This is a genomic window from Ensifer sp. WSM1721 (genome assembly GCF_000513895.2).
Lineage (GTDB): Bacteria > Pseudomonadota > Alphaproteobacteria > Rhizobiales > Rhizobiaceae > Sinorhizobium.
Genome location: NZ_CP165783.1, coordinates 1,592,235 through 1,616,719, shown reverse-complemented (window position 1 = coordinate 1,616,719; position 24,485 = coordinate 1,592,235). Strand labels below are relative to the sequence as shown.

23 protein-coding genes are annotated in these 24,485 nt (G+C 62.5%); 5 read left to right on the top strand and 18 right to left on the bottom strand.

Features of this window, described 5'->3' with window-relative positions; all coding sequences use genetic code 11:
* Positions 1-63: 63 nt before the first annotated feature.
* Both M728_RS25120 and M728_RS25115 read right to left on the bottom strand, forming a co-directional pair.
* Positions 64-1,311 carry an arginine deiminase gene (locus M728_RS25120; RefSeq protein ID WP_026620483.1) on the bottom strand — a complete coding sequence of 416 codons (1,248 nt, stop codon included), beginning with the start codon at positions 1,309-1,311 and terminating at the stop codon, positions 64-66.
* 19 nt (positions 1,312-1,330) lie between these two features.
* Complete coding sequence (locus tag M728_RS25115) at positions 1,331-2,758, bottom strand: basic amino acid/polyamine antiporter (RefSeq protein ID WP_026620482.1); 1,428 nt, start codon at positions 2,756-2,758, stop codon at positions 1,331-1,333.
* Positions 2,759-3,001: 243 nt separating this feature from the next.
* On the opposite strand from M728_RS25115, the gene M728_RS25110 reads away from it, so the two are divergent.
* Positions 3,002-3,715 (top strand): DUF6065 family protein, encoded by a 714-nt coding sequence (locus M728_RS25110; RefSeq protein ID WP_026620481.1) that lies wholly within the window; start codon positions 3,002-3,004, stop codon positions 3,713-3,715.
* A 536-nt stretch (positions 3,716-4,251) separates the two neighbouring features.
* Here the strand turns inward: M728_RS25110 and M728_RS25105 are convergent.
* Positions 4,252-5,034 (bottom strand): anti-sigma factor, encoded by a 783-nt coding sequence (locus tag M728_RS25105; RefSeq protein ID WP_026620480.1) that lies wholly within the window; start codon positions 5,032-5,034, stop codon positions 4,252-4,254.
* Positions 5,031-5,573 carry an RNA polymerase sigma factor gene (locus M728_RS25100; RefSeq protein WP_026615679.1) on the bottom strand — a complete coding sequence of 181 codons (543 nt, stop codon included), beginning with the start codon at positions 5,571-5,573 and terminating at the stop codon, positions 5,031-5,033. The genes M728_RS25105 and M728_RS25100 overlap by 4 nt, the downstream gene beginning before the upstream one ends.
* A gap of 153 nt (positions 5,574-5,726) precedes the next feature.
* Between M728_RS25100 and M728_RS25095 the strand changes: the two genes are divergently transcribed.
* From M728_RS25095 to M728_RS25080, 4 genes are all read left to right on the top strand, one after another.
* Positions 5,727-7,106 (top strand): S8 family serine peptidase, encoded by a 1,380-nt coding sequence (locus tag M728_RS25095; protein WP_026620479.1) that lies wholly within the window; start codon positions 5,727-5,729, stop codon positions 7,104-7,106.
* A 333-nt stretch (positions 7,107-7,439) separates the two neighbouring features.
* Positions 7,440-8,426 carry an NADH-quinone oxidoreductase subunit NuoH gene (nuoH, locus tag M728_RS25090; RefSeq protein WP_026620478.1) on the top strand — a complete coding sequence of 329 codons (987 nt, stop codon included), beginning with the start codon at positions 7,440-7,442 and terminating at the stop codon, positions 8,424-8,426.
* 52 nt (positions 8,427-8,478) lie between these two features.
* Positions 8,479-9,045, top strand: a complete 567-nt coding sequence (locus M728_RS25085; RefSeq protein ID WP_026620477.1) for an NADH-quinone oxidoreductase subunit I — start codon at positions 8,479-8,481, stop codon at positions 9,043-9,045.
* A 45-nt stretch (positions 9,046-9,090) separates the two neighbouring features.
* On the top strand, positions 9,091-9,531 hold the full coding sequence (locus M728_RS25080; RefSeq protein WP_026620476.1) for a CBS domain-containing protein: 441 nt from the start codon (positions 9,091-9,093) through the stop codon (positions 9,529-9,531).
* Between the two features lie 84 nt (positions 9,532-9,615).
* On the opposite strand, the gene nuoG is transcribed toward M728_RS25080, so the two are convergent.
* The 14 genes from nuoG to M728_RS25010 form a co-directional block, all read right to left on the bottom strand.
* Positions 9,616-12,213: an NADH-quinone oxidoreductase subunit NuoG gene (gene nuoG / locus M728_RS25075; protein ID WP_026620475.1), complete on the bottom strand. Its 2,598-nt coding sequence runs from the start codon at positions 12,211-12,213 to the stop codon at positions 9,616-9,618.
* 28 nt (positions 12,214-12,241) lie between these two features.
* Complete coding sequence (gene nuoF / locus M728_RS25070; RefSeq protein ID WP_026620474.1) at positions 12,242-13,507, bottom strand: NADH-quinone oxidoreductase subunit NuoF; 1,266 nt, start codon at positions 13,505-13,507, stop codon at positions 12,242-12,244.
* Positions 13,508-13,511: 4 nt separating this feature from the next.
* Complete coding sequence (nuoE, locus tag M728_RS25065) at positions 13,512-14,024, bottom strand: NADH-quinone oxidoreductase subunit NuoE (RefSeq protein ID WP_026620473.1); 513 nt, start codon at positions 14,022-14,024, stop codon at positions 13,512-13,514.
* Positions 14,025-14,042: 18 nt separating this feature from the next.
* On the bottom strand, positions 14,043-15,236 hold the full coding sequence (nuoD, locus tag M728_RS25060; RefSeq protein ID WP_370906502.1) for an NADH dehydrogenase (quinone) subunit D: 1,194 nt from the start codon (positions 15,234-15,236) through the stop codon (positions 14,043-14,045).
* Positions 15,237-15,450: 214 nt separating this feature from the next.
* Complete coding sequence (locus M728_RS25055; RefSeq protein WP_026620471.1) at positions 15,451-15,987, bottom strand: NADH-quinone oxidoreductase subunit C; 537 nt, start codon at positions 15,985-15,987, stop codon at positions 15,451-15,453.
* A complete protein-coding gene (locus M728_RS25050; RefSeq protein WP_026615689.1) occupies positions 15,984-16,487 on the bottom strand; it encodes an NADH-quinone oxidoreductase subunit B family protein in 504 nt (167 codons plus the stop codon). Before M728_RS25050 ends, M728_RS25055 begins: the two co-directional genes overlap by 4 nt.
* Entirely contained in the window at positions 16,475-16,840 is a 366-nt protein-coding gene (locus M728_RS25045) for an NADH-quinone oxidoreductase subunit A (RefSeq protein ID WP_026620470.1), read from the bottom strand. The genes M728_RS25050 and M728_RS25045 overlap by 13 nt, the downstream gene beginning before the upstream one ends.
* 252 nt (positions 16,841-17,092) lie before the next feature.
* A complete protein-coding gene (locus M728_RS25040; protein WP_026620469.1) occupies positions 17,093-18,532 on the bottom strand; it encodes an NADH-quinone oxidoreductase subunit N in 1,440 nt (479 codons plus the stop codon).
* The gene (locus M728_RS25035; RefSeq protein ID WP_026620468.1) at positions 18,529-20,004 is read right to left on the bottom strand and encodes an NADH-quinone oxidoreductase subunit M; all 1,476 of its coding nucleotides are present in this window, start codon (positions 20,002-20,004) and stop codon (positions 18,529-18,531) included. The genes M728_RS25040 and M728_RS25035 overlap by 4 nt, the downstream gene beginning before the upstream one ends.
* Before the next feature lie 9 nt (positions 20,005-20,013).
* The gene (locus M728_RS25030) at positions 20,014-21,774 is read right to left on the bottom strand and encodes a Na(+)/H(+) antiporter subunit D (protein WP_026620467.1); all 1,761 of its coding nucleotides are present in this window, start codon (positions 21,772-21,774) and stop codon (positions 20,014-20,016) included.
* A complete protein-coding gene (locus M728_RS25025; RefSeq protein WP_026620466.1) occupies positions 21,767-22,021 on the bottom strand; it encodes a hypothetical protein in 255 nt (84 codons plus the stop codon). Before M728_RS25025 ends, M728_RS25030 begins: the two co-directional genes overlap by 8 nt.
* Complete coding sequence (locus tag M728_RS25020; RefSeq protein ID WP_026620465.1) at positions 22,018-23,481, bottom strand: monovalent cation/H+ antiporter subunit D family protein; 1,464 nt, start codon at positions 23,479-23,481, stop codon at positions 22,018-22,020. The genes M728_RS25025 and M728_RS25020 overlap by 4 nt, the downstream gene beginning before the upstream one ends.
* A 4-nt stretch (positions 23,482-23,485) precedes the next feature.
* Complete coding sequence (gene nuoK, locus M728_RS25015) at positions 23,486-23,788, bottom strand: NADH-quinone oxidoreductase subunit NuoK (RefSeq protein WP_026615697.1); 303 nt, start codon at positions 23,786-23,788, stop codon at positions 23,486-23,488.
* Entirely contained in the window at positions 23,788-24,288 is a 501-nt protein-coding gene (locus M728_RS25010) for an NADH-quinone oxidoreductase subunit J (RefSeq protein WP_026620464.1), read from the bottom strand. Before M728_RS25010 ends, nuoK begins: the two co-directional genes overlap by 1 nt.
* Positions 24,289-24,485: the final 197 nt, after the last annotated feature.

Here is a 24,485-nt window from a genome sequence, read left to right as displayed (position 1 = left end):
GACGGCGCCTCGTGGAGGCTTGCTCTGCACGATTGAGCCGACAATGACCGAACATCCTCCCGATCAGTAGTCGACGGCGTCCCGCACGATCGGGCAGGTCATGCAATGACCGCCGCCACGACCACGCCCGAGCTCTGCCCCGGAAATGGTGATCACCTCGATGCCCTGCTTTCGCAACAGCGTGTTTGCATAGGTGTTGCGATCATAGGCGAAGACGACGCCGGGCGAGGCGCAGACGAGGTTCGCGCCACTGTCCCATTGCGTTCTCTCGCGCATGTAGTCGCTGCCTCCGGTCTCGACCACGCGCATCTCTTTGAGGTCGAGCGCATCTCGAACGGTCTCGACGAAGCTGCCCTCGTCCTTGTGTAGATCCACCGTTCCCGGCTTTGATCCGGGGCGGTAGGAGAAAGCGGAGATGGCGTTGACGATATCCGGATAGATCAGCACGCAGTCCCGGTCGGCAAAGGTGAAGATCGTATCGAGATGCATGGCGGCGCGCAGCTTCGGCATGGCCGCGACGATGACCCGTTCGGCGGCACCTTCCGCGAAGAGCCGGGCGGCGAGCTGGCTGATCGCCTGCCGGGACGTTCGCTCGCTCATGCCGATCAGAACGACACCCTTGCCGATCGGCATGACGTCTCCGCCCTCCAAAGTGGCGAGGCCCCAGTCCTGGGTGGGGTCCCCCCACCAGACCTTGACCTTTCCCGCGAAGTCCGGGTGAAACCGATAGATCGCGCTGGCGAGCAATGTCTCTTCGTGTCGCGCCGGCCAATAGAGCGGGTTCAGCGTGACGCCACCGTAAATCCAGCAGGTGGTGTCGCGTGTGTAGAGGGTGTTCGGCAGAGGCGGCAGCAGATATTCCGCAACGCCGGCAGCCTCCCTTATCAGCCTGAGCGTCTCTCCGCCGATGTGGTCGGGGAACTCGAGCGTGGAAAGGCCGCCGATGAGCGTTTCGGCAAGTTCCCGGTCGGGCAACCCTTCGAGGTAGCTTCGAATCTCCGCGACGAGTTCGAGACCGACCTGGTTGGGAACGACCTGCTGATCGAGAATCCATGCCCTTGCTTCCGGAATGGCCACCGTCTGGGCAAGCAGGTTGTGCATTTCGAGGACCTCGATACCGCGATCCCGCATCTTGTTCATGAAATCGAAGTGATCGCGCTTGGCGTTATCCACCCAGAGGACATCGTCGAAGAGGAGAGCGTCGCAATTGCTGGGCGTCAGACGCTGGTGGGCGCGGCCAGGCGCGCACACCATCACCTTTCGCAACTGGCCGACTTCAGAATGAACACCGAGTTCTTGTGATGACGACATGGTGTACCTCTTTCACCATTCAGATGACAATGCTGCCGGATGCCAATCCGTATATGCCGAAGATGCAACCGGCGACCGCGGCGACAAAAATCACGAGCTCCACGGGTGTGAAGAGTTTTTCCCCGCGCTCGCGACGGGCCCAGATGTAGAGGATCGTCCCCGGCGCATAGAGGATCGCCGATAGGAGGACGAACTTCAGCCCCCCGGCAATGATCATGAAGAGCGTGTAGGCGGTCGCAATCCCGGCCACCAGCAGATCGCGCCGCCTTTCTTCCGGGCGCACCTCGTAACTCTCGCCCCGCCTCGCGATCAGCACGCCGAAGGCTGCGACAAGGAGATAGGGAATGAGCGACATCGAACTGGTGAGATTGATCATCAGCGCGAAGGCGTCCTGCGACCAATAGGTGGAAATAACGAAGAGCTGGACGATGATATTGGTGAGCCAAAGCGCGGCGACCGGAACGCGGTTGGCGTTCTCGCGGGCGAATACGCGCGGCATGTCATCCGTCTTCGCCGCGGTGAAGAGCACCTCCGCACAGATGAGTTGCCAGGCGAGATAGGCTCCCAGCACCGATACGAGCAGGCCGAGGCTGACGAAGACCGATCCCCATGGTCCGACGACCGCCTCGAGCACGGATGCCATGGAAGGTTGGCGCATGCCGGCGATCTCAGCGCGCGGCAGGCTCGCGAAGGGGAGCAGCGTCACGAGCACCATCAGTCCCATCACGCCAGCGAAACCGAGGATGGTCGCCCTGCCGACGTCCGAGCGCCTCTGGGCGTAGCGGGAGTAGACGCTCGCTCCCTCGATCCCGAGAAAGACGAAAACCGTAACCAGCATAGTCGCCCGTACCTGTTCGACGAGGCTCGTCTCCGGCATCCCCGTGCCGCCCCAGAAGTTCTCCTGGAACTGGGCCAGCTTGAAGGTGAAAATCAGGATGAGGATGAAGACCACGATCGGCACGATCTTCGCAATCGTGACGATCGTGTTTACCCCGGCCGCCTGCTGGATGCCCCTGAGGATCATGAAGTGGAAGAGCCAGATGCCGACGGATGCGACGGCAATCGCGACCACCGTATTACCATCTCCGAAGACTGGGAAGAAGGCTCCTAGCGTCGATTTGATGAGCACCCAGTACGAGACATTGCCGATGCAGCTACCGATCCAATAACCGAAGGCAGAAAGGAAGCCCGGGTAGTTGCCGAAACCCGCCTTGGCATAGGCGTAAACACCCGCGTCGAGATCGGGCTTTCGTTCGGCGAGCGCCTGGAAGACGCGAGCGAGCGCATACATCCCTCCGCCGGCGACGCACCATGCGATGATGGCTCCGAACGGCCCAGTGGCGGCACCGAACGTCCGAGGAAGCGAAAATATGCCCGCCCCTACCATGGAGCCGACAACAAGGGCGGAGAGCGAAACGAGCGAAAGTTTCTGAGCAGTGCTGGTCATGCGGCCTCCGATTGGGAACGGTTGCCTGGACGATCGAAAAGCACTTACTGATTAGCCCACCTTGAGTAGTGGCGCGGAAACCTTGCACCCTTTGTGTTAAAACTTCAAGCTGTAAACTTGTAGGGGCTGAACGCCGGGTCTCGGTCCTGAGCACCTCTACCGACTCCCTCGCAATCGCCGCCGCGGGCGGAATAGAAGTCGCGCCGGCCCGTTTCTCTCGTGCCATTCAAAAGGAGAACCGGGATGTTTCATTTTTTGCAGAAAGAACCGCGAGCGATCCGCTTTCTCTGCCGGCCGGAGGATAGCGGCGTCATCGCGCCGCCGGTCCCGGCGAAGACGATCCTGCCGGACTGGTTCCGCAAGCTGCCCGCTGTCGATCCAGCGCATCTGTCGACCACCAACAACGGCCTGACAGTCAAACGCTGCATGCCTTTTCTCGACGCAATGACGACCGGCTGGATCCTGCCGATCGCCGCAACCGTGAGACTGGAGATCAAGGACAACGGCCGCAGCGTCGAGGGGGGCTGGGAGTTCGACCGGGTGATGGTCAGCAATCACGGCGCCCACCAGGTGGCTGGAAATCCGAGAGAACCCACCCCGCCCTGCAAGTTCCATAACTATTGGTCGATCCGCACGCCGCCGGGCTGGAGCTGCCTGTTTCTGCCGCCGCTCAACCGCCCGGGGCAGCCGTTCGAATGCGTTGCAGGCATCGTCGATACCGATACCTATTCGGCGCATATCCATTTTCCATTTTTCGTGACAGCGCCGGACGGCCTCTATACCGTCGAAAAGGGAACACCGCTCGTGCAAGTCATACCGTTCCGCCGCGATGCCGCGGCCGTCACCGCGGAAATTCGCGCCGAGACGCGCATGGAGGCGACGGAACGCGAGACGATCCACCGCAACACGATTGCGGGCCAAGGCTGGTACCGCAAGGTGGCACGCGCTTCTCGCTGAAGCCACGTAAGGCGAAAAAAAGCGGGGGCCGGATCGATCGTCCGGCCCCCGCTCTTATGCGCTAAGCCTCAGCGTGTGCGCCACAGGCTGCCGGCTCGATAGCTCCGGTCGGAGCCGTTCGAGCTCGAGTTGGATGAACTGTTCGAGGACGAGTTCGAGCTCGAGTTCGAAGAGCTGTTCGAAGATGAGTTCGAGCTCGAATTCGAGGAACTGTTCGAAGATGAATTGGAACTTGAATTGCCCGACGAGTTGGAGCTCGAGTTGGACGAACTGTTCCCGGCGACGATGATCTCGCCATCGCTGCGCCCGGTCGTCCGGACCGATTGTTTGGACAATCTCTCCCCATCAGCTAACGGGGGGTGTTCCCTTGCCTCGGCGGCGGAGCCTACGAATGCCGCGAGACCCGCTGCAAGGGCTGTAGTCATCCATTTCTTCGTCATGCCAATTACTCCTCTTCAAAACCGGACCTGTTCTTCGGTCCGCTGGAGTAACGGGCGATGCGCGACTCTATTCCATCATGAGGATTTGCGTCAGCGTCATTGCCTGACTTCGCGGAGATCGGAGAGGGCCTTCGCCTCTTCCTCGGCCTCGAGCGGCGGCCCGGCGTCGATCGCCGTAAGGTAAGCGTCGAGCGTTTCGGTCGAGGACGCTGGGGCATAGCCGCCGCTGCCGCTGGGCGCAGCGACAGCGAAGGTCACGCGCCATTCGGATCCGGCACGGCAGGCAACCGAAACGACGGTCGAGCGGTCGGCCGAGTCCAGTTCGAATTCACGGCAGAGCGCCTGCGCCCTGTCCCGAAAAGTCGCGATCACCCGAAAGCGCTGGTTGGAAGCCAGCAATTGTCTTTCCTCGCCGGAGGCAACGGTCGCCAGCGCCTCGGCAAGCGCAGGGCTGCTGACGGCCACGAGAGGCAAGGCGCCCCCGGACGTCGGCTCTCCGCGTCCGCCCAACCAATATCCGCCGACGCCGGCGAAGACGGCCGCAAGCGAAGCGGCGGCAACGAGCCAGCGGCTTGCCCGCCGATCGTTCGCGGCGCGCCGCGGGAAGGCCAGTACGCTGGCGCTGGACGCATTCTGGGCAGACGTCTTCTCGGCGACCATTCTTCCGACGGCCGCCTCGAGTTCCGCCGGCAGCGGTTCATCGAGAAGCGGCTGCATGGCCGCCTTCGCGGCTTGGCGCGTTTCAATGAAGAGCCCCACGCGCGAGACCAGCTCGTCGTCCGTCTCCATTGCCCGCTCGATCTCTGCGGAGGTCTCCGCGTCGAGCTCGCCGTCGGCGAAGCGCATCAGTATCTCGTCGGAGAAATCCGTCCTGGTCATTCATTCACGCCCTTCATCACCTGAGAACGTCCCGTCGCCCCCGTTATTCCCGTGGCCTCGGCCAGGCTCTTGCGCGCCCGCGCCAGCCGGCTCATGACCGTTCCGATAGGCACGTCGAGCACATCGGCCGCCTCGCGATAGGACAGCTCCTCGACGCAGACGAGAAGCAGCACCTCGCGTTGCTCGTCCGGCAAATGGTCGATCGCGTCGGCCACGGTCTTGAGGGTCAACCGCGCTTCGGCTTCGCGGTCGCCGGATGCGCCGGCGATGTCGTGGCGTTCGGAAATATCGTCCTGCACGCCCGCGGTCTTCTGCCTGCGCACCTGGTCGATCCAGAGATTGCGGAGAATGCGGAACATCCATGCATCGAAGCGCGTGCCCGGCTCGAAGCGCTCGGCACTGGCGAGCGCCCGTTCGCAAGCCGCCTGCACGAGATCGTCGGCGATGTCGCGTGTGCGGCAGAGCGAGATGGCGAAGCGGCGAAGATTGGGCAGGAACGCTATCAGGCGTTCGCCGACCTCTTTTACCGCATCGCTCATGCCCCGAAACTCCGCAATTTGAGCCAGGTCCAGGACCTAGAACTGGAATAAGTGGACGACTCGACCGTTTCCGTCCAGTCTACAGGCACTCGCCAGTGCGTCCAAGGAATGCTCCGCGGTCCCTGGCACGGCCGAGCCGATCGAGGTTCTCAGATGGCGACCACGCTCAGACTTGCCCTGATTGGACCCCTTGCTGCAATCGCGCTCGTGGCCGGCGAAGTTCTTGCGCCGTGGAACACAATCACGCCTCAACTGCTGGGCGCGAGCGAAGCTTTCGCCGACGATGACGACGATGATGGCGGCGGCTCCTCCTCCGGGCGCTCCGGCTCCTACGGCGCCGGAGCGGGATGGCGCGGCGGCAGGAGCCTGTTCCCGTTCCGGGCGCTGCTGCCGCGTCGAAGCACTCCGCGACGCTCACAGGCCGTCGCACCCGCGCCGATCCGGGCACCCGACGAGATCGTTGGACTGGGCTTCGACCCGGCACAGATCGAGCAACTGACGGCGTCGGGCTTCGAAGTCCTCGAACGCAGCACGATGGCAACCTTCAATTCCGAAGTCGTCAAGCTCCGCATCCCCGCGGGAGTGACACTCGACGCTGCGAGGGAGCAGGCAAGAACTCTCGCACCTGAGGCAACCATCGACTTCAATCATTATTTCCGGCCGGAGCAACGGGCCGAGACGCCCTGCCCCGGGACCGACTGCCTCGCCCGCAGCGTGATCGGCTGGCCCGCCGCACAAGACTGGCCGGGCGCCTGCACAGGCGGCACGACGATCGGTCTCGTCGATACGGCGATCAACCCCGAACACAATGCCTTCGAGGGCAACAGCATCGAGATCATCCGCCTCAGCGATAGAAAATTGCCCGAATCCGGCAAGCAGCACGGCACTGCCGTCGCCGCCCTGCTCGTCGGCTCCGCGACGAGCCGCACGCCGGGCCTGATCCCCGGCGGCAAGCTGATCGCCGTCGACACTTTTCACCGCGCCGGCCGGCAAGACGACCGCTCCGGCGCCTTTGATCTCGTGCGCGCGCTCGACCTCCTCTCCAACCGTCAGGTACAGGTCATCAATCTCAGTCTTGCCGGCCCGCCCAATCTGCTCCTTGGAGAGACCGTCAAGAAGCTCGGCGGACGCGGCATCATCATGGTTGCAGCCGCCGGCAATGACGGGCCCAAGGCCGAGCCGGTCTATCCGGCGGCCTACGAAGAGGTGATCGCCGTCACCGCGACCGACAAGCGCAAGCGGCCCTACCGACGCGCCGGGCGCGGCGAGCACATCGATTTCGCGGCGCCCGGCGTCGCGGTCTGGACCGCGGCCTCGATCAGCGGCGCGCGTCCGAAGACGGGCACATCGTTCGCCGCGCCTTTCGTGACCGCGGCGGTGGCGCTGATGAAAGCGTCGGAGCCGGCGCTCGCTCCCGAGCAGATCCGCAACGCCCTGACCGGAAATGCGGAAGACCTCGGCGATCCAGGCAAGGACCCGATATTCGGCTGGGGCCTCCTGAACGCGCGATCGATCTGCAAGGCCAAACCGTGAAATAGCGGAACCGCCCGGACGTCACCCGCCATTGCAAGCAGGGCGCCGTCACTGTACCGTGGATGTCGACAAGCACACGAAGTGCCTAGATCACGATGATTTTGGGTCGAATCGGCCAAAATCATCGTGATCGATCTAAGAAGCTTGAGCGGGATGCGGGCGGAAAACCGCGCACACTTTTCCTCATCCCGCTCTACTGCATGTTTCCTTAAATCGTACCCGATTTAAGGACAAAAACATGCAGCAATTCAAAGTGCTACAGCATCCTTTGTGCGTCTGAAAAGACGCACGGCGCTGTAGTGGTTTCAAACCGTTGCATAAGCAGCGTGGATCATGGAACTTATCGTCGCCCTCGGCCTCATCGTCTTTAAGGTCGCGTTGCTGATCGCGATCTTGCTGCTGTTGCCGTTGCCGCTAACCTGGCTGGAACGCAAGATCGCCGGCCACATGCAGCAGCGGATGGGGCCGATGCGCGTGGGCTGGCACGGGCTGCTGCAGCCGGTGGCGGACGGCATCAAGCTCTTGACCAAAGAGGACCACATTCCCGCCGACGCCGACCGCTTCCTGTTCAAGCTCGCGCCGATTCTGGCGCTCGCGCCGCCTTTTGTGGTGTTCGTCGCGATCCCCTTCGGCGAATCCGTTTCGGTCCTCGGAAACGAGATCACGCTCTACGTTTCCAACATGAATGTGGCGCTGCTTTTCGTCTTCGCGGTGATCGGGATCGAGGTTTATGGCGTCATCTTTGGCGGCTGGGCCGCCAACAGCAAATACTCTCTGCTCGGCAGCCTCAGGACCTGCGCTCAAATGATCAGCTACGAGATCCCGATGGGTTTCGCGGTCATCGGCGTGGTCATATTGGCGCAGTCCATGAGCCTGCTCGACATCGTGCGGGCGCAGGCCGATATCTGGAACATTGTCTACCAGCCCGTCGGCTTCTTCGTGTTCTTCGTCGCCGGACTGGCAGAAGCACAGCGCATTCCCTTCGACCTGGCGGAAGCGGAAGGCGATCTCGGGGCGGGGTTCCATACCGAATACAGCGGCATCCGCTTCGCGTTCTTCATGGTCAGCGAATATGTCATCATGGTGCTGGTGTCGGTCCTCACCGTGATCCTTTTCTTCGGCGGCTGGAACGGCGTGCTGATCCCCCTGCCGCCGCTCGTCTGGTTCCTGCTCAAGGTCGCCTTCTTCGTTTATTTGTTCATGTGGTTCCGCTTCACTTTTCCGCGCTACCGCTACGACCAGCTTATGGCGATAGGATGGAAAGTCTTGCTTCCTCTGTCGCTGGCGAACATAATCATAACCGGTATTGCTTTCTCTTAGTGCGTGTCGCGCGGACGTGCGAAGAACGACATGCATGGAAAGCGGGGCAGCGATGTCGCGCGCATTGGACAGAGTCGGAACATGGATCGGTTGGGCGTTCTTCGCCGATCTGGCGAGCGGCTTGACTCTGACCTTCGGTTACATGTTCTCCAGACCCGTGACCATGGAGTATCCGGACAAGGAGAAATGGCTGCCCTATTCGCGCTATCGCGGGCATCACTTCCTGAAGCGCGACGCGGAGGGCGAGATCAAGTGCGTGGCCTGCGAACTCTGCGCGCGGATCTGTCCCTGCGACTGCATCGAGGTCGTCCCCTACGAGGACGAGAAGGGCAACCGTCGCCCAGCCAAATTCGAGATCGACACGGCCCGCTGCCTGTTCTGCGGGCTATGCGAGGACGCCTGCCCGGCGGATGCCATTGCGCTTGGCCAAGAATATGAATTCTCGAGTTTCTCCTCGCGTGACCTGGTGATCGGGCGGGACGACCTGCTCGACAAGCCGGGCAAGGCGACAACCGGCGGCGGCGTGGTGGCCGCGCGCCTCAACACAAAGAAGGATGTGCTGGTCGAGACGAACGAGCCGCAGGGCTATAACTGGTGGCGCAATATCCGGCGAACGTGAATGCGCGCCAGCTGTCAAACCCGAGCGCTTGAATGGGAGGCTTAGATGTTTGTCGGCGAAATCGTGAAGAACAAAGGTGTCGGAGTCATCGCGGTCAGTCCCGATCTGACGATGGTGGAAATCCTGCGTCTGTTTCGCGAGAACAATATCGGCTTCGTGGTCGTCAGTGGTTCGCCCGGCATGTATCTCGGCACCCTGTCGGAGCGGGACTGCTGCAATGCGGTGGCGGAATACGGGGCCGAAGCGGCGACGATGCGAGCTTCCGATATCATGAACCGGGGTGTGCCCACCTGTTCGACCGAGGATCTGCTGCCGGTGGCGATGGCAATCATGACAGAGCGGCGTACGCGCCATGTGCTTGTTAAGGATGGCGATACCGTTATCGGCGTGGTCAGCATCGGCGACGTCGTCAAGCACAGGCTCGAGGAGGCACAACGCACCGAGCAGGATTTGCACGATTACATTTGCGGGACCAACTATCACTAGATCACGATGGTTTTAGTCGGATCGACCCGGGGTGCGGGCGGAAAACCGCACACACCTTTCCTCATCCGGCTAAGTCGAACGAGATCACGCCGGCGGCATGCCTTGGCCGAGGCCATCAGCTCTCGCCGCGGAACCGTTGAACGGGCCGACTTCGTCGGTTGCTCTGGCTTTTTGAACCTCCACCGGACATGGATATTCGCCCCGCCGCAGCAGGCTGTTGAGGCGGAGCGCTTTGTAATTTTCAGGAACGAAAACGAGGCCCTTGGGGAAGCGCCTGTTGACCTTGAGCTTCGCCGTCAGCTCGCCCTGAGCGGATCGCACGAGGACCTGCTCGCTGTCTGAAACACCAAGTCTGGCGGCATCGTGCATGCTCATCTCGACATAGGGATCGTCTGCGACGGTATTCAGTATCTCCGAGTGTTCGGACAGATATCCATTGTGGAAAAGACAGTTGCCTGTGACCAGCAGGAGCCCATCTGTCACATTGGGAACAGGCGGAGCAGCGAAGAACTCGCCGGCCGGTGGCGCAAGGGCCGCCTTGGTAAATGCGCCGTCGGGGCCAAGCTCGTCCTGCTTCAATCCCTGATAAGCCGGAATCAGCCGGGCAATCTCGTCGAAAATCTCGCCTTGCGTCGATGGCTGCAGCGTCTGGCCGCAGAGCGCTGCGACGAAGTCGAAGATCGCCAGATTGCCCCGCGCTTCGAAGACGGGTTCGCGGAATTTGCGGACTACCTGGGCTCGGCCCTCGTTGTTGGTAAAGGTGCCGGTTTCCTCGCCGTAACCGGCCGCCGGCAACACAACATCGGCCAAGCCCGCTGTGTCCGTGAGGAACGCGTCCTGCACGATCAGGAGATCGGCAGCCTTCAGCGCCCGCTCGACAAATTCCCGGTCGGGATAGGACACAAGCGGGTCAGTTCCGACGACATAGAGCGCGCCCATCCGCCCGTTGACGCAGAGTTCCAGCATGGCGTCGAGGCCCGCGCCGGGTTCTGAGGGGATTTCGGCGCCCCAGGCCTGTGCGAAGGCCGCGCGAGTCTGATCATCGACGACCGGACGCGGGCCCGGCAGAGCTCCCGGCACTACGCCCATGTCCCAGGCGCCCATCTGGTTGGCACGGTCGAAGAGGAACTGCAGCGCCGGGCCCTTGCCGAGCACGTAGAGAATTTGCATCAGGTTGCTGAGCTGTTGCAACATTGTGCGCGCCAGCGGCGATCTGAGGACGTCGGCGCTGACGAGCAAGCTGACGCTTCGGCCCCCCAGCAGCGCGGCGGCCAGAGCGTTCGATTGGTCGCTGTCGGTCTCTGCTGGTGTCCCTCCGATGTCCGCAAAAAGGTCGCCGGGCAAAATCGGGCCAGCCGCCGACACGAGCGCGGCCACCACCGCCGCAAGGCTCGCCGCTTCTCCGCCCGGCGGCACGCGAAAGACCGCCCGGGCATCGGCGTCCAGACGGGACGGCCGCGCCGAGAGCATGAGCAAGCCTATCTGCTGCCGCCGCGCTGCGTCGCGCAGCAGATACTCGGTGACTGGATTTTCCTCGGTTACATTGCCCCCAATGACCAGCACGCAATCTCTGCCGATCACCTCCTGGAGAGGTGCGCGGGTGTGGAAGCTGGCCAGGAGCGGCACCAGCGCGTCGACAGGCGTGGACCAGCGCGACGAGCAGTCGATGTTGTTGGTGCGGAATACCGAGCGCATCAGCTTCTGGAACTGATAAAGCACCTCGTTGGGCAGCCGCGGCGAGATGAGCCCGCCCGCGGCCTTGCCCTTCACTGCCGACAGGCGCCGGCCGAGGTAGTCGCCCGCCTCCTCCCAGGAAACCGGCGTGAGCGCGCCGTCGCGGCGGATCATCGGCCGCTTGATGCGATCCCGGCTCTCGATGAAGTCGAGGCCGAAGCGGCCCCGCACGCAGAGCGTCTCTCGGTTGACTCCATGCTCCCAGTCCGAGCGGACCCGCATGAACTCGCCCTTGCGTGCTCCTACGGTCAGTTGACAGCCGGTACCGCAATGCGGGCAGATCGTGTCGGCTTCATTGAGGTCCCAGGGGCGTGCCTTGTAGCGATAGGGGAAACTCATCAGTGCACCGACCGGGCAGACCTCGATGCAGTTGCCGCACTGGTCGCAGCTTGCCAGGCTACCCTCAAAACCTGTGACGGCGGTATCCATGCCCTTTTCGACCGTACCCAAGGCGACCGCGCCGACAACCTCCTCGCACATGCGCACACAGCGCTGACACTGGATGCACCGGTTGACGTTCATGATGACGACCGGGCTCAGACGGATGTCCTTCGAGTGGAAAACACGCTTGGCGTCGCGGAACCCGCTTTCGCGCGGCCCATATGCCATCACCATGTCCTGAAGCTCGCACTCGCCGCCCTTATCGCAGATCGGGCAATCGAGCGGATGGTTGGCAAGCAGCATGTCGAGCATGGACGAACGCGTTTCCTCGATCAGCGGCGTATTCGTCCTGACCACCATGCCGTCCGCGACAGTCGTGGCGCAGGCCGGCTGCAGCCTCCGCAGCCCCTCGATCTCCACCAGGCACATACGGCAGGAGGCAAGCGGCGGCAGCCGTTTCCAGTAGCAGAAGGTCGGGATCTCGATGCCCAGGCGCTCGGCGGCAGCGAGCACCGTGGAGCCAGCCTCGACTTCCAGCCTTTGTTCGTCGATCGTGACGCTAACCATACTTCCTCCCGACCCGGCCCAACGCATTTCAGTGGAACGGGCACCTCCGCTCCTCGATATGGGCCACGAACTCCTCGCGGAAATGCTTGAGGGCCGCCCGCAAACCCATCGCTGCGCCATCCCCCAGAGCACAAAAGGTGTTGCCGAAAATGCCCTTGCACAGCATGTCCAACTGCTCCAGATCGCCGGGCGCGCCCTCTCCGGCCTCGATCCGGCGCAGCACCTTCACGGCCCAGTTCAATCCTTCCCTACATGGCGTGCACTTGCCGCAGGATTCGTGGTGGAAGAACTCGACGATCCGGGTGGCGACCTTGACCATGCAGGTCGAGTCGTCGATCACGACGACCCCCGCCGAACCGAGCATCGAGCCGGCGGCCGCGAGCGAGTCGAAGTCCATCCCGACCTCCAGCCCGGGCTCCGGGATGACCGGCGCCGAGACGCCGCCCGGGATCACCGCCTTGACCTTGCGCCCCGGCAGCGGACCGCCGGCGTGCTCCTCGACCAGTTCCCGCAGGGGTATGCCCATCGGCAACTCGTAGAGCCCGGGTTTGCGCACCTGCCCGCTCACGCAGTAGAGCTTCGGCCCGGGGCTCTTGTCCGGCCCGATGCCCCGGAACCAGGCCGGCCCCCGCATCACGATATGCGGCACGCAGGCAAGCGTCTCGACATTGTTGATCACCGTGGGGCTGGCGTAGAGCCCGGCCACGGCCGGGAACGGCGGTTTCAACCGCGGCTGCGCCCGCTTGCCCTCGAGCGACTCGAGCATCGCGGTCTCCTCGCCGCAGATATAGGCGCCGGCGCCGCAGTGAATGTGAACGGCGAAATTGAAATCAGAGCCGAGAACGCCTGTTCCGAGGTAACCCTTATCATGCGCCTCGGCGATCGCCTGTTCCAGGCGACGGATGGCCGTCACATATTCTCCGCGGACGTAGACATAGGCGACCTCGGCCCCGATCGCGTAGCCGCTCACCGCCAGCCCCTCGATGAGCTGGTGCGGGTCACGCTCCATGATGATCCTATCCTTGAAGGTCCCCGGCTCGCCTTCATCGGCGTTGCAGCATAGATATTTCGGCTTGTCGCCTCGCTTCGGCACGAAACCCCATTTCATGCCCGTCGGAAATCCGGCACCGCCCCGGCCGCGCAGGTTGGACTGCTTGACGAGCTCGACGACCTCGTCGGGCGTGTATTCGCCGAGCGCCTTCTTGAGCGCCCGGTAGCCGCCGCCGGCCTCGTAGGTCGAGAGCAAATGGCCGTCCGGCAAGTCGACATTCTTGAGGAGAACCTGCTCGAACATGGCGCTACTCTCCCGGAGCCGGCGCGGAGGCGTGCTCGACACTCGCAAACCGCCTCGCCGTAGCACGGAGACTGTCCAGGAGCGCGTCCAGCCGCGGGACATCGAGGTTGCCGTGGTAATCGTCGCCGACCTGCATCACCGGAGCCATTTCGCAGGCCCCGAGGCACTCTACGGTCGAAAGGGTGAACAGCCCGTCCGGGGTGGTCTCGCCCTTCTTGATCCCGAGCCTTGCTTCCAGATGCTGCAGCAGGTCCTCGGATCCGCACAGCATGCAGGAGATATTGTCGCAGAGCTGCAGGTGGAACATGCCTATGGGCTCGGTATGGAAGAGCGTATAGAAGGTCGCGAGCTCGTAGACCCAGATCCGCTCGACGCCGAGAATATCGGCGACCTCTTCGAGAACCGCACCCGGCAGATGGCCGTGCTCCCTCTGCGCGATCATGAGCGCGGGCATGATCGCCGAACGCCGGTCGGGATACCGCGCCGCCGCCGCCTCGATCTCTTCGCGCATGGTCATCGCGTCCGAACCTCCCTCTTACTTATCTACCTCGGCCATCACGGGATCGAGGCTGCCGAGCACGGCGATCATGTCGGCCAGGTACCGCGCATTGCTCACCCCGAACAGCGCTTGGAGGTTCACGAACGAGGGTGCCCGCACCTTCATGCGGAACGGCTTCGGCGATCCATCGCTGATGATGTAGAACCCCAATTCACCTTTCGGCGCCTCGATTGCCGAATAGACCTCGCCCGCGGGCACATCGAAGCCGTATGCCGACAGGTCGAAATGCTGGATCAGCGCCTCCATCGAACAATGCACTTTGTCCTTGTCCACGGGGAAGGCGATCGTCGGCATGTCGATCTGGAACGGTCCTTCGGGCATCTGCTCCATGCATTGTTCGATGATGCGGATGCTTTCGCGCATCTCGTCGACCCGACACTGCCAGCGCGCGAAGCAATCGCCCTCTTGGCGTGTAATGACGTTGAAATCGAGCCGGTTATAAATTTCGTAGGGTTCGTCGCGCCGGATGTCCCAGTCGACACCGGAAGCACGCAGGTTGGGACCGCTCAAGCCGAGATCGATGGCGTCCTCGGGGGAGATCACCCCGATCCCTTGTGTGCGATTCAGGAACACCCGGTTGTTATCGAGTAGCCGTTCGTAGTCGCGGATCCGGTTGGGAAAGACGTCGCAGAACTCCCTGATCTTGGGGAAGAATTCGTCAGGCAGGTCCTCGCGCACGCCGCCAACCCTGCAGTAGGACGTGTGCATGCGCGCGCCGGTGATCATTTCCAACAGGTCCATGATCATTTCGCGCTCGCGCATGACGTAAAGCAGCGCGGTCATGGCGCCGAGATCCATCGGCAGCGCGCCGGTGATCAGCAGATGACCGGAGATTCGCGCGAGTTCCGCCATCATCACGCGGATATATTGCGCCCGGATCGGTGCTTCTACGGCGAGGAGCTTCTCCACCGCCAGAGCGAAGGCCAGGTTGTTCGAAGGCGGACAGAGATAGTCGAGCCGGTCCGTCAGCGGGAAGATCTGGGTGTAGGTGAAGCTCTCCGCGAGTTTCTCGGTGCCGCGGTGGAGATAACCGATATGCGGGTCCACACGCTCGACATACTCGCCGTCGAGCTCGAGGACGAGCCGAAGAACCCCATGAGTGCTGGGGTGCTGCGGACCGAGATTGAGAAGCACTTCCTTGGTATTGAGCGCTTCGCCTTCCGGCCTCATGAGTTCGGTGACTTCGGTCATCTCACTCTCCGGCGTCAACGGCCTCCTTTAAATTAGTTGGTGCGGGATGCGGGCGGAAAACCGCACACACTTTTTCCTTACCCCCGCTCTAAAGCGCGTCGCATGAATTCAATCGGGCGCGACGCGCTTTAGGTCTTTGTTTTCAATGCATGTCGTTATCCCAAAACCGCTGCACACTTTTGGGCGACATGCATTAGGGAATCTCTCGGGTGGCGAGGTCGGGCTGGGTCGGCGGCGGGCCCTCGGCACCGAAGGGATTGAGCTTGTCCTTGTAGCCCCTCAAGGGGAAGTCCTTGCGCTGGGGAAAGCCCTCGAAGCCTTCCCACATGTAAATGCGGCGCAGATCGGGATGCCCCGTAAAGCGGATGCCGTACATGTCCCAGGTCTCGCGCTCATGCCAGTTGGCCGTGCGCCAAACGCCGGTGACCGAGGGAACCTCGGGGGGATCGCCAAGCCGGCATTTGATGCGGATCCGCCATTTGTTGGGCAGCGAATAGAGATGGTACACCGCCTCGAAACGCGGCATTTCGGGATAATGATCGACCCCACAGATGTCCGAGAGGAAATTGAACTGAAGCGCCGGATGTTCTTTCAGGAACCGGCAGAACTCGACGATCTTCTCTGGTGGAACAGCAAAGGCGTGAATGCCGTGTACGGCGCCAAGGTCCTCGACCGCTTCGCCGAAGCGTTCCATGATCAGGTCTGGATCGAAAGGCCGCTCCACGGTCATGACGCTGCAATCCGATCGAGAGGCGTTCCGGCCAGCGCGCGGGACCTCTTGATCTTCTCCTGAAGCAGGAGAAAGCCGTGCATCAGCGCCTCGGGCCGCGGCGGACAGCCGGGCACATGCACGTCGACCGGCACGAAGGTTTCCGAGCCCTGCACCACGGCATAGGTGTTATAGACGCCGCCCGAAATGGCGCAGGTGCCCATTGCGATCACCCAGCGCGGTTCCGGCATCTGGTCATAGAGCCGTCGCACCACGGGCGCGAACTTCCGCGTCACGGTGCCGGCGATGATCATCACGTCGGACTGTCTCGGCGAAGGGCGGAACACCACGCCGAACCGGTCGAGATCATAGCGCGCGCAGCCGGCCGAGATCATCTCGATCGCGCAGCAGGCAATGCCGAAGGTCTCCGGCCACAAAGCCGACCGTCGGCTCCAACTGATGACACTGTCGGCGGTGGTGAATAGGACGCTGTCGCGGATCGCGTCGTTTACTCCTCCCATTCCAACGCTCCCTTCAGCCAGGCGTAGGCGAAACCCACGAGAAGCAGCACCATGAAGACGAACATCTCGATATAGCCGATGAGCCCGATCTCTTTCAGCACGACGGCCCAGGGAAAGAGGAACATCGCCTCGACATCGAAGACCACCAAAAGGATCGCGAGAATGAAGAACGGCACTCGAAAGCGCCCGCCGGTGGCCTCGCCCGCAGGGTCCATGCCGCATTCATAGGGCATGTTCTTCGCGCGATAAGGGTTGGACGGGCGCAGAAGCGAGGAGACGAAAAGCGTCGCCACTGCCACCAAGACTATCCCGGCGACCATGATAAGAACCGGCAGGAACTCCATTGCCGTCATGTCGTAACGCCCCGGCACGCAACAAGGGCTTTGCTCAGGTCGCCACCAAACCAGTTCGGGGCCGAAAACGCCGTCGCCCCGAGAAGCGACTTGGGCAATCCTTTTCTGAACTCAGACTCTATTCCGTTGAACGGATCATTGCAAATCCAATCAATTAGGCGGGTCAGGTCGGATTGAATTGTTGCGGGAATGGCCGCGTGTCGCGCGGGTCGAAGGTATCCACGCGATTTGCACTCTGATCGGCATCCCGCTCTAACCCCCAAACACCGAACCTTGAGCAAGCCTCAGAAACCACGCCGGGAACAGGCCGATGCCGATAGTGCCGGCGGCGGTGAAGGCGAGCGTGGCACGGACCGAGGGTGTCAGCGCCGGGTCGAACACCCGCTGCGGCTCGCGCATGTAGATCACCATGACGACGCGGATGTAGAAATAGGCAGCGACGGCGCTCAAGAGCACTGCGATAACCGCCAACGCGACGAAGCCCCGCTCGACGAGCGCGCTGAGCACATAGAACTTGGCGAAGAAGCCGGCCGTCGGCGGAATGCCGGCCAGCGAGAACAGATAGAGCAGCATGAGAAGCGCGAGCACCGGATGCGGCTTGGCGAAACCGGCGTAGTCATCGATAACCTCGCCCGAGGAACTACCGTTCCGCATCATGATGACGGCGGCGAAGATGCCGAGATTCATGAAGGCGTAGATCAGCAGATAGAACATCACGCTGGCGATCCCGTCCTCGCCGCCGGCCACCACGCCGAGAATGGCAAATCCGGCATGGGCGATGCTGGAATAGGCGAGCAGCCGCTTGAAATTATCCTGGACCAGTGCGACGAAACTGCCGAGCGCCATCGTCACCACCGCAATGACCGCGACGACGATCCAGGCGTCCGAGGCGGCGACCAGCGGGTTCAAGAAAACCCTGAGGATCACCGCGAACCCCGCCGCCTTGGGCCCCACCGACATGAAGGCGGTGACAGTCGTCGGCGCGCCTTCATAGACGTCCGGCACCCACATATGAAACGGCACCGCGCCGATCTTGAAGACGAGCCCCGCGACGATGAAGACCACGGCCAGCAGCAGCCCCGGATCGAGCGGATCGCCGGTCACCGCCTGAGCCATCCCGGTGAGTTGCGTCGTGCCGGTGAGGCCATAGACCAGCGAAACGCCGTAAAGGAAGATCCCGGTCGAGACCGCGCCGAGGATCACATATTTCAGCGCCGCTTCGTTCGACCGCCGTTCCTTGCGCAGGAAGCCGGTCAGCACATAGGTGCAGAGCACCATCAGTTCGAGGCCCACATAGATCGACAGGAGATCGGTCGCCGAGGCCATGATCATCATTCCGGAAAGCGTAAAGAGCAGCAGCACATAGTATTCGCTCCTCCCGATCCCTTCGATGTCGGCGTATTTCCGCGAAAGGAGGAATGTCAGGATGGTGGCGAGGTAAAACACGAACTTGAAGAAGACCGCGAAACGGTCGGCGACGAACATGCCCGTATAGGCCGGCCGCACCTCACCCGCGAGCAGGAGCGTCGCCAAGGCGGCAATCACTACGACCGCGACGGAAGCCCAGACAAGGAGATGTTCCTGTCCCTTTCGCACGAACTCTCCGAGGATCAGCAGGATGCAGGCCCCAGTGATCACCAGGATCTCGGGCAGGCTCGCTAGCACCGACTGAAAAAGTGCGGCGGCGGTCATGGGCCGCCCTCCTCACCGTGCACCTGCACCAGCAGATGCTTCACCGAGGCGTCGATGATGCCGAGAAAGGGCTTCGGATAAAGCCCGACCCAGAGCACGAAGACGGCGAGCGGCAGGATTGCAGCCATCTCGCGGCCGTTCACGTCGCGTATCTTGTATCGGGCGCCGACCGTGGCCGGACCAAGCGCGACTTTCCTGTACATGCCGAGCAGATAGGCTGCGCTCAGCAAGGCGCCCAATACGGCGGCAGCGCCGATGGCGAGGTTCGCCGCAAACCCGCCAGACAGCACCAGCAACTCGCCCACAAAGGAATTCGTCCCCGGCAGCGCCATCGACGACAAGGTGAACAGCGCCAGGAACGAAGTGTAGACCGGCGCCACCTTCATCAGTCCGCCATAGTCGGCGATGCTGCGGCTATGGGTTCGCTCATAGATGAGGCCGACGAAGAGGAACAGCGCGCCCGTCGTGACGCCATGGTTGAACATTTGCAGGATGCTGCCCTGAAGGCCGCGCAGGTTCAGCGCGAAGATCCCGAGCGTGACGAACCCCATGTGGCTGATGCTGGAATAGGCGACCAGCTTCTTCAAGTCGTCCTGCGCCAGTGCAAGCAAGCCTCCATAAACGATCGCGAGCGCGGAAAGCGCCAGCATCAGCGTCGAAAAATACACCGACGCCTCCGGCAGCATCGGCAGCGAGAACCGCAGGAACCCGTAGGCGCCCATCTTCAGGAGCACGCCGGCGAGGATGATGCTGCCCGCCGTCGGCGCCTGCACATGGGCGTCCGGCAGCCAGGTATGGACCGGGACCATCGGCACCTTGACGGCGAAGGCGATCAGGAAGGCGAAGAACAGCCAGGACTGGACCGGGAACGGCAGATCCTGCGCCGTCAGGGCCAGAATGTCGAAGGTCTCGCCACCCTGGAAATAGAGCACGATGACGCCGATCAGGAACAGGAGGCTGCCCGCCAGCGTGTAGAGGAAGAATTTGAATGCCGCATAGATCCGCCCGTCGCCGCCCCAGATGCCGATGATCAGGTACATCGGGATCAGCATCGCCTCCCAGAAGACGTAGAACAGGAAGAGGTCGAGCGCGCAGAAGACTCCCAGCATCAGCGCCTGCATGACCAGGAGACTGATCATGAACTCCTTCACTTTGCTCTCGATCGCCGTCCATGAGGCGAGCACCGATGTCGAGCCCAACAGCGCCGTCAGGAACACGAAGAGTGCGCTTACCCCGTCGACGCCCAGCGCATAGGTGATGCCGAGCGCCGGCACCCATGGGCGCTTCTCCGTGAACTGCATTTCGTGAGTGGTGGTGTCGAAGCCGGCCAGCATGACGATTGAGAGAGCGAGGTCGAGGCCGGTGACGCCCAGCGCTGTCCACCGCACCGCATCTTCGCTGCGGAGAAACATCAGAACCGCCGCCCCGGCGACCGGCAGGAGAATGATGAGGCTCAACAGCGGGACCGACATCCTTGCTCCTCACCGCCAGACCACGGCGAAAACGACGATTGCCGCGCTCAGACCGGCGATCATCGCCAGCGCGTAGTGGGTGACCACACCGGTCTGCAACCGCCGCAGCACCCCGCCGCCGTCGAGGATCGAACGAGCAATCCCGTTCACGACGCCATCGACACCGCCGAGATCGAGCCTGAGCCCCGCCCGCGCCGAGCCGTGCAGGAAGGGCAGCACCGCTGTCTCGGACACGCCGCTCACCGCCTTCTCGTAGCGCGCAAGCGGCCTTTCGGCGAGCCACATGAAGTACCGCGCACCTTTGCGATAGAACCAGTCGGTGTCGATGCTGATCGTGTTTTCGGGATCGAGCGCTCTCAGGAAAACGGCGAAGCCCAATGCGGTGAACATCAGGATTCCGAGGCTCTCGGTGATGTGGGCACCCGTATAGGGCTCGAAGTCGACCTGATACGGCAGAAGCGCGTAGAGCGGCCCGGGGAACACCCCGATCGCGATACAGAGCGCCGCCGCCATGCCCATCGCAACCAGCATGTTGCCGGGCGGCTCGCGTGCCACGAGCCCCCGGTCGGTGCCATAGAACATGTAATAGGGCAGCTTGAGCCCGGTGTGCAGGAAGGTCCCCGACGAGGCCATGGTCAACGCCAGCATCACCAACGCCCGATGATCCTGCCCGGCGGCCGCAACCACCATCGACTTGCTGACAAAGCCCGAGAAGAACGGAAATGCGGATATTGCGAAGGCGCCGATCATGTAGAGCGCCACGGTGATCGGCATCGATTTGTAGAGCCCGCCGAGCTCGGTGAGCTTGCGCCGGCCGGTGACATAGATCACCGCCCCGGCGCCCATGAACAGGAGCGCCTTGTAAAGGATATGGGCGAAGGCATGGCTGGTCGATCCGTTCACCGCCAGCTCGGTGCCGATGCCGACGCCCGCCACCATGTAGCCAACCTGGCTGACGATGTGATAGGCAAGCAGCCGCCGACAGTCATTTTCCAACACAGCGTAGATGACGCCGTAGAGCGCCATCACGGTGCCGAGCCAGACCAGAAGCTCGACGCCCGGAAACGCCCGCGCCAGCACGTAGACGGCCGTCTTGGTGGTGAAGGCGCTCATGAACACCGCGCCGGTGACGGTCGCCTCCGGATAGGCGTCGGTTAGCCATGCATTGAGCGGCGGCACCGCCGCGTTCAGCAGGAACCCGGCGAGGATCAGGTAGGTGCCCGCACCCATTCCCCCCTCGATCGGGCCGAAAAGCAGCGAGCCGGTAGCGGCTCCATGGAGAAGGATGCCGCCGAGCAGGGCAAGGCCGCCGGTGATATGGACCATCAGATAGCGGAAGGCCGCGCGGATCGCCTGCTCTCCGCCTTGGGCAAAGACCAGATAGGCAGAGGCGAACGCCATGCCTTCCCAGAACAGGTAGAGCGTCAGGTAGTCGCCGGCGAACACCACACCAAGCGCGCTGCCGACATAAAGGAAGGCCGCCACGTGCTGGCCGGCTTCCCTCAGGTGCAGCGCATAGACCGTGCCGATCAGCGCCATCATGGTGAAGACGGTGGCGAAGACGATGCTCAGCTTGTCGACCTTCGCAATCTGGAGGTTCTGGCCGATGAACTCCATCGCGCCATAGCTGCCCGGCTGCATCGTGAGTACAGCGAGGATCGCCAGCGACGGGACGACGACCAGATAGGTCTTGCGGACCGTCCCAGAAAGAAAGGGGATCGGCAAAGCGCCGAGAATGAAGATCAGGGCCGGATGGATGAAGTCAGTCATAATAGTCCTCGCGCCGCATCAACCCGCCCTGATGGCCGAGAAACTTGGAGACGAAGATGAGCAGCACGCAGGAGCCGAAGCCGTAGACGGCAGACCAGCCCGGCAGGCGCTCCCACAGATATTCGGCGTGCTCGCGCGGGACCGCGAAGTCGGCGGCGACGATCAGAACGAGCACCAGATAGAACAGCCGGTGGCGCCGCCTCGCATATTCCTCGTCACCAAAGAAGTCGACGATACGCTTGATCATCTGACCACTCCATCCGCGAGCGTGAGAAAATAGCCGGGGAAGATGCCCATCAGCACCGACAGGATGGCGGTCGCCACCAGCGGGATCGTGACCATCGGGATTTCACGGACCGCCGCCCGGCTCTCCTCGGGCTCCGCCTCGAAAAAGGCGGCATAGCTGACCGGCAGGAAATAGGCGGCGTTCAGGATCGAACTCGTAAGCAGCACGGCCAGGAACGCCACCTGCCCCGCCTCCACCGAGCCCTGTGCCAGATACCACTTGCTGACGAAGCCCGCGGTCGGCGGGATCCCGATCATGCTGAGCGACGCGACGAAAAATGCGCCCATCGTCCAGGGCAGCCTGCGGCCGATGCCGGCCATGTCGCTGATGTTGCGCTTTCCCGACGCGCAATAGATCGAGCCGGCGCAAAAAAAGAGCGTGATTTTGGAGAATGCATGCGCCGCAATATGGATGATCCCGCCGACCATCGCGACCGGCGACAACAGAACCGCGCCAAGCACGATGTAGGAGAGCTGGCTGACGGTCGAATAGGCGAGCCTGGCTTTGAGATCGTCCCGCGTGAGCGCGTAGATCGACGCCATCAGGATCGTGAAGGAGACCAGATAGGCTGTGGCTATGCCGAGCCCAAGCTTCCCGACCAGCCCGACGCCGAAGACATCGAACACGACCCTGAGAACACAGAAGACGCCCATCTTGACCACGGCCACCGCATGCAAGAGCGCGCTTACCGGTGTCGGCGCCACCATCGCGGCGGGAAGCCACGCATGCATCGGCATCACCGCGGCCTTGGCGAAGCCGAAGAGATAGCAGAAGTAGACGGCCGTCAGCAGCGCCGCCGAGGCGTCGACGCCCGCAAGCAGGCCCCCGGCCACGAAATCGAGTGACCCGGCGATCTGATAGGTCAGTGCCAGCGCGGCGAGAAGCGCGCTCTTCGAGGCCCCCATCAAATAGACGAGATATTTGCGGCTGCCGGTCCAGCCCTCCTCGTCCTCGTGGTGGTAGACGAGCGGATAGGTAACCAGGCTCAGCACCTCGTAGAATATGACCAGCGTGAACAGATTGGCGGCGAAGGCGCCCCCGACGGCGGCCGCGAGACTGGTCGCGAAGCAGGCGAAGAACCGTGTCTGCGCGTGCTCGTGCAAGTGCCGCATGTAGCCGATGGAATAGACCGCGGCCACGATCCATAGAAGCGACGAGACAGTGGCGAACACCATGCCGAGCGCATCGGCCCTGAAGGCGAAATCGACGCCCGGCAGTATCTCGAACAGGCGCAAATCGACGGTCCCGCCCGAAAGTACCGTGGGCGCCATGGAGGCGACAATCGCGAACATCACGATCGCCGCCGCCGGGGAGACGAGATCGCGGAGCTTCTCGCGATTGTGTAGGAGGAGAATTGTCAGTGCCGCCAGACCCGCGACGGCGATGGCAAGCAGGGGCCGGATTGATGTCACCGGGTCCAAGCCGCTATCCTTTCATCATGGTCACATCGTCGACCTTGAGGGTGGACTTGTTCCTCACGAGGGCGACAAGGATGCCGAGGGCGACGGCAACCTCCGCCGCAGTGATCGCAATGACGAAGATCGCGAAGATCTGCCCGCGGAAATCGTCATAGTGACGCCCGAAGGCGATGAAGTTGATGTTGACCGAGTTGAGCAGCAACTCCAGCGACATCAGCACGACCAGGATATTGCGCCTGAGCAACACGCCTGCCGCTCCGATCACGAAGAGGACCACGCCGAGCAGAATGTACGACCAGAGCGGCACCATCACCCGGACTCCTTCCGTGCCAGCACGATGGCGCCGACAAGGGCTGCGAGCAGGATGACGGATGCGACTTCAAACGGCAGGAGATAGTCGGCGAAAAGCGTCGTGCTGAGCGCCCTGATCTGATCCCCGCCGCTGACGGCGACGGGTTGCGTGGCCGAGAAGCGATCGCTCCAAAACACCAGAAAAAACATCTCGGCCCCGAGCACGACCAGCAGCACCAGAGCCGGCAAGTTGCCGCCCGGCAGGAACCGCTGCAACACCGCTTCGCGCACGTCGATCATCATGATCACGAACAGGAAGAGGACCATGATCGCGCCGACATAGACGAAGATCTGGATGACCGCGAGCAACGGCGCGTCGAGCAGGACGAAGATTGCGGAGATCTGCAGGAAACACGCCATCAACGCCAATGCGCTGTGAACCGGATTGCGCGCCACGACAACCATCACGGCGGTGATCACGGACACCGTAGCGAACAGAAGAAAGAACCCCTGATCCATCGACGCCGACCCCTCCCACGCGAACTGTCACTCGGCGCGAGGCGGCCGGATACGAGCTAGTTCCGCACTTCGGGTGCAGTTATAAATTGTGCCCTAGTATCGGATTTTTCACAAGATTATTGTCGGAGGCGGAGCAAAGCCAGGCCGGCGTGAACACGGCGGAAGCAGTCCGCGAAGCGTGCTCTTTGATCGCACCG

Excerpts from the sequence above, each read along its gene's own strand:
- M728_RS25120 (WP_026620483.1), bottom strand. The coding sequence starts at position 1,311 with ATGTCGTCATCACAAGAACTCGGTGTTCATTCTGAAGTCGGCCAGTTG.
- M728_RS25115 (WP_026620482.1), bottom strand. The coding sequence starts at position 2,758 with ATGACCAGCACTGCTCAGAAACTTTCGCTCGTTTCGCTCTCCGCCCTT.
- M728_RS25110 (WP_026620481.1), top strand. The coding sequence starts at position 3,002 with ATGTTTCATTTTTTGCAGAAAGAACCGCGAGCGATCCGCTTTCTCTGC.
- M728_RS25105 (WP_026620480.1), bottom strand. The coding sequence starts at position 5,034 with ATGACCAGGACGGATTTCTCCGACGAGATACTGATGCGCTTCGCCGAC.
- M728_RS25100 (WP_026615679.1), bottom strand. The coding sequence starts at position 5,573 with ATGAGCGATGCGGTAAAAGAGGTCGGCGAACGCCTGATAGCGTTCCTG.
- M728_RS25095 (WP_026620479.1), top strand. The coding sequence starts at position 5,727 with ATGGCGACCACGCTCAGACTTGCCCTGATTGGACCCCTTGCTGCAATC.
- nuoH (WP_026620478.1), top strand. The coding sequence starts at position 7,440 with ATGGAACTTATCGTCGCCCTCGGCCTCATCGTCTTTAAGGTCGCGTTG.
- M728_RS25085 (WP_026620477.1), top strand. The coding sequence starts at position 8,479 with ATGTCGCGCGCATTGGACAGAGTCGGAACATGGATCGGTTGGGCGTTC.
- M728_RS25080 (WP_026620476.1), top strand. The coding sequence starts at position 9,091 with ATGTTTGTCGGCGAAATCGTGAAGAACAAAGGTGTCGGAGTCATCGCG.
- nuoG (WP_026620475.1), bottom strand. The coding sequence starts at position 12,213 with ATGGTTAGCGTCACGATCGACGAACAAAGGCTGGAAGTCGAGGCTGGC.
- nuoF (WP_026620474.1), bottom strand. The coding sequence starts at position 13,507 with ATGTTCGAGCAGGTTCTCCTCAAGAATGTCGACTTGCCGGACGGCCAT.
- nuoE (WP_026620473.1), bottom strand. The coding sequence starts at position 14,024 with ATGACCATGCGCGAAGAGATCGAGGCGGCGGCGGCGCGGTATCCCGAC.
- nuoD (WP_370906502.1), bottom strand. The coding sequence starts at position 15,236 with ATGAGGCCGGAAGGCGAAGCGCTCAATACCAAGGAAGTGCTTCTCAAT.
- M728_RS25055 (WP_026620471.1), bottom strand. The coding sequence starts at position 15,987 with ATGACCGTGGAGCGGCCTTTCGATCCAGACCTGATCATGGAACGCTTC.
- M728_RS25050 (WP_026615689.1), bottom strand. The coding sequence starts at position 16,487 with ATGGGAGGAGTAAACGACGCGATCCGCGACAGCGTCCTATTCACCACC.
- M728_RS25045 (WP_026620470.1), bottom strand. The coding sequence starts at position 16,840 with ATGACGGCAATGGAGTTCCTGCCGGTTCTTATCATGGTCGCCGGGATA.
- M728_RS25040 (WP_026620469.1), bottom strand. The coding sequence starts at position 18,532 with ATGACCGCCGCCGCACTTTTTCAGTCGGTGCTAGCGAGCCTGCCCGAG.
- M728_RS25035 (WP_026620468.1), bottom strand. The coding sequence starts at position 20,004 with ATGTCGGTCCCGCTGTTGAGCCTCATCATTCTCCTGCCGGTCGCCGGG.
- M728_RS25030 (WP_026620467.1), bottom strand. The coding sequence starts at position 21,774 with ATGACTGACTTCATCCATCCGGCCCTGATCTTCATTCTCGGCGCTTTG.
- M728_RS25025 (WP_026620466.1), bottom strand. The coding sequence starts at position 22,021 with ATGATCAAGCGTATCGTCGACTTCTTTGGTGACGAGGAATATGCGAGG.
- nuoK (WP_026615697.1), bottom strand. The coding sequence starts at position 23,788 with ATGGTGCCGCTCTGGTCGTACATTCTGCTCGGCGTGGTCCTCTTCGTG.
- M728_RS25010 (WP_026620464.1), bottom strand. The coding sequence starts at position 24,288 with ATGGATCAGGGGTTCTTTCTTCTGTTCGCTACGGTGTCCGTGATCACC.